The sequence below is a fragment of the Pseudomonadota bacterium genome (genome assembly GCA_026388255.1).
In the GTDB taxonomy this organism is placed as follows: domain Bacteria; phylum Desulfobacterota; class Syntrophorhabdia; order Syntrophorhabdales; family Syntrophorhabdaceae; genus JAPLKB01.
On the sequence record JAPLKC010000094.1, the window covers coordinates 50,288 to 62,466 of the forward strand.

Sequence of the window (12,179 nt, forward strand, 5' to 3'; positions counted from 1 at the left end):
TATTGACTTTGCAGAGATTTAAGAAAATCCGTGCAACTGTTGCACGGATTTTCTTGGTAATGGTTTCAGGTCTTATCTCACACGCCCTGCGGGTAGAATTTCTTTCTGCCCTGACAAGGGCATGAAATGTGGACAGAATTGAGCTTTCTCGCAATTATGGCCACAAGCATATCTCGCCTTTCTCTGCGTACTCTGCGAGAGATAACGCTTTTAAATCTTTTTCCTAACGCCCTCTCCCTTACGGTCGTTCGAGTACGCAGAGATCGCAGAGTTAAAATAGCTTTTGCCGGAATTGAGAGAATAATTCATTCCGGCAACCCGCACACCCTGCGGGTAAAATGGTACCAGCTTCCTGCACCGGATGGGCGTAGTGTGTGAGCAGGATCAGTCCGTCTCACGATACTGCTCACAGATATGTTTGCCTTTCTCTGCGTACTCTGCGAGAGATAACGCTTTAAATCTTTTTCTTCTTGTTTATAAAACCCCCAATGTCAAGAATAAAGATTTGACCCTCCTTGTTTTCTCTCAAAAAGCTGAATTGTGTAGAACAGCCTCCATATAGGTTTTACGGGATTTATAATGTTTGTAGACACTGTGTCTACAAATGTTTGTTGGGAGGGTGGAATATTGAAACAAACAAAAATTTGATCAATGTTCGAGGTTTCTTTTCATGAACAAATTGAAAATTTATAATGCTTGATAATTTTCTTGACATGTTATTGAAATAGCAGGAAAATAGAAAGAAAAGGGTGGGTATAACGGGGATCATTAAAGATTTCTCATCGTTCCTTTGCAGCTCACCTATTAAAAGCAAACCAGTATATATAAGTACAATCCAAGAAATTTTAGGACACAAGGACGTGTCAACTACGATGATCTATACCCACGTCCTGAACAAGTCTGGGCTCAGTGTAAAAAGCCCCCTGGATGGATAGAGAGGGGGCCGATTTAGGGTTTGCCGTATATCTCGACAATTGAGGGGGATATGCGGCGTCAGTGAAGAAATATTGGGATATGTTGCAGTAGAGATGTATACTTAATTGTTATGCCCGAAAGGAATGAGAAATGAAACCACGCATTAATATGATTACGCTCGGTGTTTCAGATATGGAAAGGGCGATTGCGTTTTACGAAAAAGGGCTGGGCCTTCCCCGCATGCCTTTTGAGGGAGGTGCGGGTTTTTTCATGCTAAACGGATCATGGTTGTCTTTGTATCCATGGGATTTGCTTGCTGAAGACGCTACCGTTCTAGGAAATGGGGCAGGTTTCCGGGGGATCACACTTGCCCATGTAGTGTCGACCAAAGAAGAGGTAGTTGAGGTTCTCAATCAAGCTGTTCGTTCTGGTGGAAAGCTTGTTAAGCCGGCTCAAGACGTGTTTTGGGGTGGTTACTCAGGATACTTTGCCGATCCCGACGGACATCTTTGGGAAGTGGCGTGGAATCCCCATTTCTGGCCTGGACCAAAAGATGACGAAAAGGCATAACCATGGCATGCAGCCGACCTCGTACCTCGGCGGCTGATGCCTTTGTTGGATGAGGAATAGGAATGAATGAGCAATACAGCAAATGGCAAACCAAGGAGCTTTCGCAGACCTTTTTAGAGGGAGTTCGAGGGGCTATTCCGGCGGCAAACTTCCAGTTGGAAGTACTCGAAAAGATTGTAAGCGAGTGGTGTACTCTGCCATCCAAGATTTTGGACCTTGGGTGTGGGGATGGTGCGCTCGGTCGTATGCTACTCGATGCGCACCCCACAGCACGTATGATTTTTACTGATTTCTCGGAACCTATGCTGGAAGCGTTACGGAGACAGATCGTTGGCAATCAACAGGCAACCTTCATCAAGGCAGATTTCGCAACCCCTACCTGGACAAAAAGTTTTGAGGCCGAAAAGCCTTTCGATGTCATTGTATCTGGTTTTGCCATACACCACCAACCAGATGATCGGAAGAAAGAGCTATATGCCGAAATTTACGGGCTTCTGAGTAAGGGCGGTGTTTTCTTAAACCTCGAACACGTCAGTTCAGCAACACTTTCAGTAAGTGCACTTTTTGACAGCTTCTTCGTTGACCACCTTTTACGTTTCCATAAAGACACGGTTCTGGATAAAACAAGGCAGGAGATCGAAGAAGCCTACTATCAGCGGCCCGACAAGACGGAAAACATTCTTGCCCCGGTTGAAACACAATGCCAATGGCTTCGCGATATAGGCTTCCAGGATGTGGATTGTTTTTTCAAGGTTTTTGAGTTGGCTCTGTTTGGAGGAAGAAAAACATCCAACGAACCAATGCAGCCAATCGCAGAAAAATCCGGCTCTGGCTGATCTCTGTGTTATATGAAGGAGGATTATAGATATGGATACTTACACCGTGATCAAGATCGGCGGGTTCTACAACATGGGATTTCTGGTTTTTCATGCTATGTTCTGGAAACTCTTCAAGTGGAAGAATGAATTACCCAAGTTGACACGCATCAACGGCGCTGTCATGCAAGTGCTGAATCTGTGTCTGATGTTTTGCTTCCTGTTATTCGGGTACATTTCACTATTTCACACGTCAGAACTGGGTACATCCAACATGGGCCGGGCACTGCTATTATTCATCGCACTATTCTGGTTGGCACGGGTAATCGAGCAGCTCGTGTTTTTCAGCTTCAGGCGTCCCTTATCCATAGCGATGACCATACTGTTTTTGCTGGGATTCTGTCTCTATGCCTATCCGTTGATTCGGATATGAACCACTTGACTATGCCATGCAGCCAATCGGCCATAAAGTCGGCCTCGGGCTGATTTTTATGTTATGACAAAAATAGATTGACAACTCGCCAAATGAGTTGTACAACTTAAAATATGGAAATAGTATCTGATGCAAGCGCATTTCTAGCTGTTGTCCTTGATGAGGTTGACCGTAAATGGGTTATTGAGAAAACATCCGGTTTGGCCCTTATTTCGCCCGAGATCCTTCACTACGAAATTGCAAATGCACTGACAGCCATGAAGAAAAAAGGACGCTTAACGGATCGAGAAGCTCTTAAGGCCTTTAATATCTCACAAAGAATCCCGGTGAGGCTTGTTCCCATAAAGATATATGATGCTTTGAAAGTAGCTATTAAATTCAATATCTATGCGTACGACGCCTTCTACATGCAGTGTTGTCTTGAGACGAAGTTGCCCCTCATCAGCCTTGATAACCGCATGTGCGAAGTGGCGAAAAGTCTGTCAATAAAGGTGGTGACGTAATCTCATGAAAGTTTATACATATTCTGATGCCAGAGAAAAACTATCGAGTCTCCTCGAAGAATCCAAAACTGAAGAAGTCGTTATAAAGCGTCGCAGGGGTGATATGTACGCCATTGTTCCCCAGTCTACCCGCCCTCGCCGCTCTCCATTTGACGTACCAGGCTTGAATAAGAGTATCAGTAGACAAGAGATACTGGAAGCAATCTGTGAATCAAGAGAGAGGGCATAACCCAAACCGGGAACGGTAAAAGGGGGTACATATGAGAAAAGCTAAAATAGTATGCACCATTGGGCCGGTGACGAGCAGCGAGAAACAATTAGAGGCGCTGATTGAAAACGGTATGGATGTGGCGAGGCTGAACTTTTCACATGGCGATCATGCCTTTCACGGCGATATCATTGATAAAATAAGAAAAATCTCACAAAAACTTAAAAAGAATGTTGCCATTCTTCAGGATTTGCAGGGCATCAAGATAAGGGTAGGGGGGCTGAAAGGCGGAAAAGCGCACCTGAATAAAGGGGATTGTGTATCCATTATGACAGGCGAAGACACAGGCGATGAAAAGCGCATATTTGTCTCTTATCCGTGGCTGGTAAACGATGCCAGGCCAGGGGACACGATACTTCTTGACGACGGTCTTATGAAGCTCCAGGTATTGAAAAAAGAAAAGGATTTTTTAACAGCGGAAGTCATTGAAGGCGGGGTACTGAAAGAGCACAAAGGGGTTAATCTTCCCCATATGAAAATAAAACCCGGATCGTTTATGGAAAAGGATAAAAAGGACCTTGAATTCGGCATCCAAAAGGGTGTTGATTTTGTGGCTTTATCATTCGTGAGAACCGCAAGTGATGTTACGACAGTAAAGAAGTGGCTTTCAAAAAAGGGCGCCTGTATACCCATTATAGCGAAAATCGAGAAAGAAGAGGCAATACACAACATTGACAGCATTCTGAACGAAGTGGACGGTATAATGGTTGCCAGAGGAGACTTAGGCGTTGAGATGCCCTTAGAAGAAGTCCCTATGTATCAGAAGATGCTCATAGAGAAGGCCAATAAAACTGGACGACTCGTAATAACTGCCACGCAGATGCTTGAATCCATGACTCAACATTCGAGACCGACAAGGGCTGAAACGACAGATGTAGCGAACGCCGTCATAGACGGGACAGATGCCTTGATGCTGTCCGGTGAGACATCGGCAGGAAAATATCCCATCGAGGCACTCAAGGTTATGAACAGAATCATTGTATATACCGAGAATGCCGAAGTAGACCTGACCGAAGCCCATGCATCCACATTTATTCATAGCGGTCTTTATGAGTTCCCTGAAGCGGTTGCTCATGCTGTGTCACACGTAGCAGAGGATGTGGGCGCCGGTTGGATTGTGGCCTTTACACGATCGGGATTCACTGCACGCCTGATATCAAAATTTAAGCCCCGTGCTTCTATAATTGCCTTTTCACCTGAAGAGCAGGTTGTCAGGCAAATGGCTCTATACTGGGGGGTAAGTCCGCATTGCGTAAAGCATATGGAAAGTACGGATGAAATGATCAATGAAGTGGATGCAATATTAGTAAAATCGGGATATGCAAAAAAGGGGGACAGGATAATCATCGTAGCAAGTCATCCACCGTCAATCTCCGCCGGCAAGACGAATTTTATGAAGATGCATGTGGTTGGGGGATCAGAATGATAAACCTGTAAGATGTTGTCTTTTTTGCGAGTTTGTCATTTTTTTATTGCTGCTATTTTTTGGTTCATCCTGGTTTTGTGAGCACCGGTATCGTTGACGATTTCCTGCATTAAGCTTTTAAATTCCACATCATCTGTTTTGACGATCTCGCTGTACTTATCTTCAAGAATCGCCTGTTCAATGTCACGCGCTATAAACAATGCGTTGTTTTGATGAATCTCACCTTTTTTTATTTTCTGTATCTTATCCTGCACCCCCGAAATAACTGTTTTAGTTGCAAAGATATTAAATGGACGACTCTTTTCGAAGCGTTCCGGCTTGGTTGATATGATCTCAATAATCATGTTGATGTATTGTGCATGCTTATGCTCTTCTTCATAAATGCCCATCCAGAATCCTTCATCATCTTTCCATTTTTCACCGCAAGCTTTGTACAGTTCGCCGATTGCCAGTTCGTTCTCAACCATTAATTTTAACAACTCTAAAATCCCATTTAAATCTCCGGAAACTTTGATATCCATATATCACCTCACTTGATGTTTTTAGTCTTTGGAGCAGGCGCCCCTTATGCCTGCGGAAGGATAGTTAACCAAGATATATATCTCCATTTATTTGTAATTCTTTTCCTTTCATCTTTTCTGCAAGTTCTTCCTTGTCCAGGGCGAAAAGAGGGCTTATCTCCACCCGAGTTTCAGGCGGCATTTTAACCCCCGCAGCTTCAAGCCGGCTCCTGTGCAGATTGCTCATAGCCGTGCGCGCTGTGTCAGGAGAATCAACCCCATCCTTGTTTTTTATGGGGGAAAACTCTTCTTCGCGGATTACTTCCATGCAGCATGTTTTGTCAGCAAGGGGGATTGCATCAAACACAAATGTTTCAAATTTCCAGGCATCCGTAAGTTTTGTTGAACCGTTTTTATCTTTAACCTCAACTGTTTTGTGTGCACGGTGATAAGGGACTGAATAGCCATGCCGGTTTATTTGTTTAATAAATGCGAGCGAAAATGCATGGATTGCTGTGTTGCCTGCCCAATAGCGTATATTTCCATGTTCATCGAGGGCGGCCATAAATTCAGCTGGCAGGTCACTGTACTCGGCAATCGCATCCTTATTGTTTACGGATAGATAAATACCAACCTTTTCGTCAATGTTGGTTCGTCTGACAACCTTTGTCGACGCCTGTGCTTTTGACATTGCGTGGTAGCCCATAAAAACCGGGTCTGCAATTTTCACAAGAGGATTATCCACCTGACAGTAAAAAAGCTCTGTGAATCCTTTTTCTATCAATTCATAAAGCAGCCCCGAATCGTGTAGTGCTTTAAGAGAACCGCCATGTCCGTCAGGATTTGTAAACAGATAAGTTTCATCTCTGAGAATCAAATCCCCTTCAGGTGTAATGCTCGGGATCATGCCTTGCATAAAAAATCGGACAGTGTCTTTTTTGAGGCCGAAATAATTGTTAGACTCGAAATAGTCTATTGTTTCCTCATGATTTTCATGGCTTGTCATAATCAAAAGCGGCATGGAAGTGTTATATTTTTTGTTAATGGCTTTTACTGATTCAGCGAAAAGTTGAAATAATGTTTTTTTCTTTATCGGTGTGGCAGGGAACGTACCTTTTGGTCCTTCAAAACCAAGCCGTGATCCCTGACCCCCTGCAACGATCAGGTTAGCGACCTTATGTCCCCGGATTAGCGATTCTCCTGATGCGCGTGCTTTTTCGTAAAGGGCTTTTTCTTCAAATGTTTGTGGAATTGTAATAATATCAGCAGGCTTGATGTTTTCTATGCGATGTGCAGGGTTTTGCTTATATGAAAAAGTCTTATGTAAGGAAAATATAAGATTGATATCCAATTTTTCGTGGTGTTTCAGGAACTGGTTTTGTTTATCAGCAGGCAGAGAATGATAGTGACCCAGTATATGATGTTGTTCATATCTCCTTAAAATATCAAGAAATGCTTTATCTGTCATGTTTGAGCTTAACAATATTATACAGAAAACAGCAGCATACTCAAAAGATAAATTTAATAGCTCTTAATTTTTATCTCAGCAGGTAAATTCTCTACAGTATTTATCTCTGTACCGCATTAAATTGTTTTGTTAAATGTTGTCGAATTTGATATAACCATGTTCGGGGTATTGTGGGAGCTTATACAGGGCATGAGAGAAAAACAGGTTAAGGTGAACGTAAATGAAACGGGTGTTATCAATTGAATACTTCATTGTTGTTTTTGCTATTATTGTCTTACTGAATTTGTCTCTTCAGGCTGAAGATACTGTTGTCAAGGCACAGGATAATTCAATCCAGGCAGGGGATATTTTTCAGCCGCAGGATACTGTCCTCCAGGTGCGAAATGCTGCCGGTTTTATTCGTGTAGTGGATGGTGACACCATTAAGGTTAACTATCTTGGCAAGACTGAATTTGTAAGGCTTATTGGCATAGATGCGCCTGAAAACAAACTCAGCAGGAAGGCGAAAAGCGAGGCTATAGCAAGCAAAGAAAATTTGGTGACTATTATTTCCATAGGGATTGACGCTGGAAAGTTTATAAAAAACCTTCTGAAAAAAGGAGATATTGTAACCATAGAGCTCGATATTGAGACCAGGGATGTGCACGGTGAACTCCTGGGGTATATCTTTTTGTCTGACGGGAAAATGTTAAATGAAGAAATAGTAAGGGCAGGATATGCAAATGTTATTAATGCTTCTCCAAATGTAAAATATAAGGAAAGACTTCTGAAGGCATATGCAGAAGCAAAGATACATAAAAGGGGATTATGGGAGTAATGGCTTACGTTTTACTATCTACCTTTTTCTTTCGCTATAAACCAGTTTTACCTTTTCCATAAATTCTTTCAGTTTTTTTTCGAAACCCCTGCCTGTCGGATGGTAATATCTCTTGCTTTTCATTTCATCGGGGAAGTACGATTGTTTGACTATTGCATCATCAAAATTATGGGGGTAGAGATAGCCATCGCTGTATCCCAGATCTCCCATAAGTTTTGTGGGTGCATTTCTTATGTGCATGGGGACAGGATACTCAGGCAGGCTTCTTGCGTCCTTGCTTACGCTGTTGTATGCAATGTAGACTGCATTGCTCTTCTCGCACAAAGAAAGGTATATACAGGCCTGTGCAATGGCAAGGTAGCCTTCCGGTGGACCGATAAACTTGAACGCCTCTGTTGCCGAAATTGTAAGTGTTAAGGCATAAGGATCGGCATTACCTATATCTTCCGATGCAAACCGTACCATTCGCCTCAATATGTATAACGGTTCTTCGCCGCCTTCGATCATACGTGCAAGCCAGTACAGTGCTGCATCCGGGTCTGAGCCCCTCATGCTCTTATGAAAGGCGCTGATGAGATCGTAATGCATCTCGCCTTTTTTATCATATACGGCGATATTCCTCTGATATGCCTCTTTCAGCACATCCTGATTGATAACCAATTCACCTTCCCCCGACTTTTTAACCATTTTGTAGCACACTTCCAGGAGATTTAGCGCCTTTCTCGCATCACCGTTGGCAAGGCCTGCAAGTTCTTCCATTGTATGTTCGTCAATGTGCAGGGATGATGTCTTTAATTCAATGTCTTCCTTCAAGACCCTTTTTATGATCACCACCATTTCGTCAACAGTAAGCGGGTTTAACGTCAGCACCTTCATTCGTGAAAGCAGCGGGGAGATGATCTCAAAAGAAGGGTTTTCCGTTGTTGCGCCAATGAGGATTATGTCGCCGTTTTCAACGTGCGGGAGGAATGTGTCCTGCTGGAGTTTATTGAACCTGTGGAACTCATCAATAAAAAGTATGATCTTACGTAATTTTGATTTTTGTATAGCTTCTTTGACCTCTTTTATACCGATATTCACCGCACTCAATGATATGAAGGGAAGATTCAATTCTTTACCGATAATCCACCCTATTGTAGTTTTTCCGACTCCGCTTGGTCCCCATAGAATAAGAGAGGGTACATCCTTTTTTTCAAGGAGAATTTTAAGGAGCTTCCCTTCGCCGAGAATATGCCCCTGACCGACAAAATCATTAAGGCTCTTAGGCCTCATCCTGTCGGCAAGAGGTTTTCGAGAATTTATTTCATAAAGGTCAGTGTCTTTAAATAATTCCATAGCTTATATATTCACCCTGGTTTTTCCCGTAATATTCTTCGGCCCCCCTATGCCTGCACAATCCTGTTTTTCCCCTCCTTTTTTGCCCGGTACATGGCAGCATCCGCTCTGGAGAGGAGTTCGCTGATCGTCAATGCCCCATCAATCTCGATGAGGCCTATGCTCAAGCTTAAGGGAAAAACATGACCGTCAAATTTAAAGATATGCATCTCAACAGAGGCACGCAGACGTTCTGCTGCCGGGAGAGCTTCTTCTATACCTATCCCCTCAAGGAGGACGGCGAATTCATCACCACCTACTCGAAACACGATGTCTTCGGTCCTCAGCGCTTCTTTGAGGATGCCGGTAAGGATTATCAGCGCATCATCACCGGCGCTGTGGCCAACCGTATCGTTTACGTCCTTGAAATTGTCAAGGTCCATATATAGGAGAGAACTTGTGATCTTCCTTTTTGCCTTAGCGATAGAACGATCAAGAATTTCCTCTAATGAACGTCTGTTTAAAAGACTTGTAAGGGCATCGTGGATAGCGGAATATGCGAGATTTTCCTGGTATCGATGTAGTTCTGTCCTGTCCTCGAGTGTCATTAAATGTTCTCCTGATTCGAGCTGTACAGTAATAAAATCTATAACCTTTTCTGTTCTGTCTTTACATGTAGCAATAAAGGTTCGGAGCCTTTTCTCGCCAATTCTGGCAGCCTTCAGATCATCTTTCCATGTAGAGATTACGTTCTGTCTGTATTCATCATCAGGGAACGCCTTCTTAAACCATGTTTTTCCATCAGGAATGTCATCATACATATATCCGAAGATTTCTGTAAACTTTGGATTGACATATAAAATTAGATTGTTATCACCAATAAGCATAATACCGAATGGCGATCTCTCCAAGAATGTTTGAAAACGGTTACGTTCATAAATAATTTTTTCTTCTGCCTCGTAGCGTTTATTTTCTTTCTTTATAATCTGTTTTCCAAAAATGGCAATCCCACTTATGCCGATAAGCCAGAAGAACGAGTGAATTCTTATGAATGTAATAATCCGGTCACGTTCAAGCGAACGTAGGGGCGCCATCGGGACTGAAGTGCTGATGCCTCCCCGGATGTCGCCTTCGCTATATCCTTGTGCGCTGTGACATTTAAGACATCCTTTGGTTACGATGAATGGTTTCATGAGCCTCACATACTCGGTATTGCCAATCGTTTGAATTGTCGTGGCTTCTTTTATACCTTGTTCAAAGGTTTTGAGGGATTTCTCTTCCCATGGATCGGGGATATTTTCAGGACGTAGCGGTTTGAGGCTTGTGATATGTCCTTTCACCCCATCTTTTTTTTCAAACATTTCGTAGTATTGACGCATTATGTAAGCGGGATTCATTAGCGTGAGCGATTTGTTGTTTTTGGTTTCAATATCACGATCAGGAATATTAAGGTATGTATTAGGTTTTGTCTCTTCGGTTATAGGCACGTATACCCCTCCATGGAAGGTAGCCCATATTCGGAAAGAGGCGTCTTTATCAAAAGAGAGGCGGGCCATGACATCAGCTTTCGTAATGGTTTGTATTTTTGACTGTTGGATATTCCACATCAGAGAGACAACGATAATACATGTCCATATAATGGCCCCGAGAAGAATATAGAGTTTGAGCCTCTTTTTGCCAATATTGTTTTCTAAGTTCAATTCCATCTAACCTTCCTCCGCAAATATCCATTCCTCGTATCTTAACTGCAGTGAATAGTCGTTAGTGAATAGTTAAAGACATTTATATTAATCCGGCAATCATTTTATTAAGTTCGTTAATATCAGCCAGAATATCCATGCCTTCAGCTTTCTTAAATCCTTAAAATTCTTTATCTTATCTTCCACTATTCATCTTCCTGTTTTTGCTATTCACTAACGACTATTCGCTGTCTTTATTACTTTTCACTCGAACTTAAACCCCTTCTCTCTGAACAATCTCATACATGCTTCCGCCACTTCCCTGTCGTAAAGTGTGCCTGCATTCCTTTCGATTTCCTCTAAGGCTGCGTCAACGCCTTTTGCCGGTCTGTACGGTGCGATGATATGGCTTCTACCACATCGGCTAAGGCAATGATGCGCGCCTCGATAAGTATCCCATCTCCTTTCAGCCCTCCCGGATATCCTGAGCCATCCATTCTCTCATGGTGCTGGATAACTATGTCGGCAAGAGGCCAGGGAGATTCCACATCTTTCAGTATATTATAGCCGCACTCAGAATGGGTTTTTATAAGACTGAATTCAATATCACTGAGCCTTGTGGTTTTGCTTAAGATTTCTGCAGGGCCTGAAATCTTTCCGATGTCGTGTATGGAACATGCCATACGGATGCCTTCAATTGTGTCCGGAAGAAGATGCATTTCTATCTCAATTATAGCAACCAACATCGTATTGTCAATCAGCATCCGCAATTCGTATTAAAATCAGTTAAAGATAAGCATCAACCTTGAGACAATACGTGATGAAAATGTTCTTTTATGATAGTAAAAAAAGCCTCTATAATTGGAGATGAGGAAGCTTCTTTGTTTGTAAGAACATCAATTCCAAGCCAAATCTCACCATCCTCGACAGGGATAATTGTAAGAGTGCCGTTGGCGAGTTCTTCTCTTATATTCGGTTGAAACATTAGTGCTATCCCCTTTTTCTGTTTCGCCAGTGTCTTTGCGAACTCAATGTTGTCAACTTCAGCACCGATTTGAGGTTTTAAACCCCTTGAAATAAAATTATTAAATATTAATTCATATGCCACAGATCCTTCAGGCTGAATAATGAGTGGATAACGGGCCAGGTCTTTCCATGTTATCGGTAGTTCAATTTCCATCCGGTACTCGGGGCTTGCCACAAAAACCAACTTTTCGACCTTTGGGGGAATACGAAAAACATTTAATCTTTCGTTGAGATTGGATAATGGGCCTACAATACATATGTCATGCCTGAAGTCGAGCAACTCTTCCGCAAGTTTTCTCGAAGGCCCCTCCCGTACAGTTACCTGGACAGCCGGATAAAGCTCCTTGAATCTATCTATCATACCCATAAGATACAGCATCAATGTTCCTGCTATTCCAACATGCAGGTTGTTTAATTTATAACTTTTTAAAAAATTATCAGTCAT

Annotated in this window: 12 protein-coding genes and 2 pseudogenes; 8 read left to right on the plus strand and 6 right to left on the minus strand. The window is 42.6% G+C overall.

Annotated elements, in window-relative coordinates; translation table 11 throughout:
- Positions 1 to 786 precede the first annotated feature (786 nt).
- The 7 genes and pseudogenes from NT178_14580 to pyk all read left to right on the plus strand — a co-directional run bounded on the left by NT178_14580 (position 787) and on the right by pyk (position 4,930).
- Positions 787 to 935: pseudogene (locus NT178_14580) on the plus strand (tyrosine-type recombinase/integrase).
- A 130-nt stretch (positions 936 to 1,065) separates the two neighbouring features.
- The gene (locus tag NT178_14585) at positions 1,066 to 1,485 is read left to right on the plus strand and encodes a VOC family protein (GenBank protein ID MCX5813754.1); all 420 of its coding nucleotides are present in this window, start codon (positions 1,066 to 1,068) and stop codon (positions 1,483 to 1,485) included.
- A 62-nt stretch (positions 1,486 to 1,547) separates the two neighbouring features.
- Positions 1,548 to 2,321: a class I SAM-dependent methyltransferase gene (locus NT178_14590; GenBank protein MCX5813755.1), complete on the plus strand. Its 774-nt coding sequence runs from the start codon at positions 1,548 to 1,550 to the stop codon at positions 2,319 to 2,321.
- A 31-nt stretch (positions 2,322 to 2,352) separates the two neighbouring features.
- Positions 2,353 to 2,733, plus strand: coding sequence for a hypothetical protein (locus tag NT178_14595; GenBank protein ID MCX5813756.1), 381 nt, complete (start codon positions 2,353 to 2,355; stop codon positions 2,731 to 2,733).
- 113 nt (positions 2,734 to 2,846) lie between these two features.
- The gene (locus NT178_14600) at positions 2,847 to 3,236 is read left to right on the plus strand and encodes a type II toxin-antitoxin system VapC family toxin (protein ID MCX5813757.1); all 390 of its coding nucleotides are present in this window, start codon (positions 2,847 to 2,849) and stop codon (positions 3,234 to 3,236) included.
- 4 nt (positions 3,237 to 3,240) lie between these two features.
- A complete protein-coding gene (locus NT178_14605) occupies positions 3,241 to 3,465 on the plus strand; it encodes a type II toxin-antitoxin system Phd/YefM family antitoxin (protein ID MCX5813758.1) in 225 nt (74 codons plus the stop codon).
- Positions 3,466 to 3,496: 31 nt separating this feature from the next.
- A complete protein-coding gene (pyk, locus tag NT178_14610; GenBank protein ID MCX5813759.1) occupies positions 3,497 to 4,930 on the plus strand; it encodes a pyruvate kinase in 1,434 nt (477 codons plus the stop codon).
- A 35-nt stretch (positions 4,931 to 4,965) separates the two neighbouring features.
- Here the strand turns inward: pyk and NT178_14615 are convergent, their stop codons facing one another.
- Together NT178_14615 and NT178_14620 are read right to left on the minus strand one after the other, a co-directional pair.
- Positions 4,966 to 5,451 carry a hypothetical protein gene (locus NT178_14615; GenBank protein ID MCX5813760.1) on the minus strand — a complete coding sequence of 162 codons (486 nt, stop codon included), beginning with the start codon at positions 5,449 to 5,451 and terminating at the stop codon, positions 4,966 to 4,968.
- A 64-nt stretch (positions 5,452 to 5,515) separates the two neighbouring features.
- Positions 5,516 to 6,898 (minus strand): UTP--glucose-1-phosphate uridylyltransferase, encoded by a 1,383-nt coding sequence (locus NT178_14620; protein ID MCX5813761.1) that lies wholly within the window; start codon positions 6,896 to 6,898, stop codon positions 5,516 to 5,518.
- A gap of 220 nt (positions 6,899 to 7,118) precedes the next feature.
- Here NT178_14620 and NT178_14625 point away from each other — a divergent pair, with 220 nt between their 5' ends.
- Positions 7,119 to 7,715, plus strand: a complete 597-nt coding sequence (locus NT178_14625) for a thermonuclease family protein (protein ID MCX5813762.1) — start codon at positions 7,119 to 7,121, stop codon at positions 7,713 to 7,715.
- Positions 7,716 to 7,733: 18 nt separating this feature from the next.
- Here the strand turns inward: NT178_14625 and NT178_14630 are convergent, their stop codons facing one another.
- The 4 genes and pseudogenes from NT178_14630 to NT178_14645 all read right to left on the minus strand — a co-directional run.
- Positions 7,734 to 9,050 (minus strand): replication-associated recombination protein A, encoded by a 1,317-nt coding sequence (locus tag NT178_14630; protein MCX5813763.1) that lies wholly within the window; start codon positions 9,048 to 9,050, stop codon positions 7,734 to 7,736.
- A 47-nt stretch (positions 9,051 to 9,097) separates the two neighbouring features.
- A complete protein-coding gene (locus tag NT178_14635) occupies positions 9,098 to 10,735 on the minus strand; it encodes a diguanylate cyclase (GenBank protein MCX5813764.1) in 1,638 nt (545 codons plus the stop codon).
- Positions 10,736 to 10,972: 237 nt separating this feature from the next.
- Positions 10,973 to 11,430, minus strand: a pseudogene (locus tag NT178_14640) (HD domain-containing protein).
- A 77-nt stretch (positions 11,431 to 11,507) separates the two neighbouring features.
- A partial coding sequence (locus NT178_14645; protein MCX5813765.1) for a substrate-binding domain-containing protein occupies positions 11,508 to 12,179 on the minus strand: 672 nt, incomplete at its 5' end.

Excerpts from the sequence above, each read along its gene's own strand:
- NT178_14630 (MCX5813763.1), bottom strand. The coding sequence starts at position 9,050 with ATGGAATTATTTAAAGACACTGACCTTTATGAAATAAATTCTCGAAAA.
- NT178_14605 (MCX5813758.1), top strand. The coding sequence starts at position 3,241 with ATGAAAGTTTATACATATTCTGATGCCAGAGAAAAACTATCGAGTCTC.
- NT178_14590 (MCX5813755.1), top strand. The coding sequence starts at position 1,548 with ATGAATGAGCAATACAGCAAATGGCAAACCAAGGAGCTTTCGCAGACC.
- NT178_14595 (MCX5813756.1), top strand. The coding sequence starts at position 2,353 with ATGGATACTTACACCGTGATCAAGATCGGCGGGTTCTACAACATGGGA.
- NT178_14585 (MCX5813754.1), top strand. The coding sequence starts at position 1,066 with ATGAAACCACGCATTAATATGATTACGCTCGGTGTTTCAGATATGGAA.
- NT178_14600 (MCX5813757.1), top strand. The coding sequence starts at position 2,847 with ATGGAAATAGTATCTGATGCAAGCGCATTTCTAGCTGTTGTCCTTGAT.
- pyk (MCX5813759.1), top strand. The coding sequence starts at position 3,497 with ATGAGAAAAGCTAAAATAGTATGCACCATTGGGCCGGTGACGAGCAGC.
- NT178_14620 (MCX5813761.1), bottom strand. The coding sequence starts at position 6,898 with ATGACAGATAAAGCATTTCTTGATATTTTAAGGAGATATGAACAACAT.
- NT178_14615 (MCX5813760.1), bottom strand. The coding sequence starts at position 5,451 with ATGGATATCAAAGTTTCCGGAGATTTAAATGGGATTTTAGAGTTGTTA.
- NT178_14625 (MCX5813762.1), top strand. The coding sequence starts at position 7,119 with ATGAAACGGGTGTTATCAATTGAATACTTCATTGTTGTTTTTGCTATT.
- NT178_14635 (MCX5813764.1), bottom strand. The coding sequence starts at position 10,735 with ATGGAATTGAACTTAGAAAACAATATTGGCAAAAAGAGGCTCAAACTC.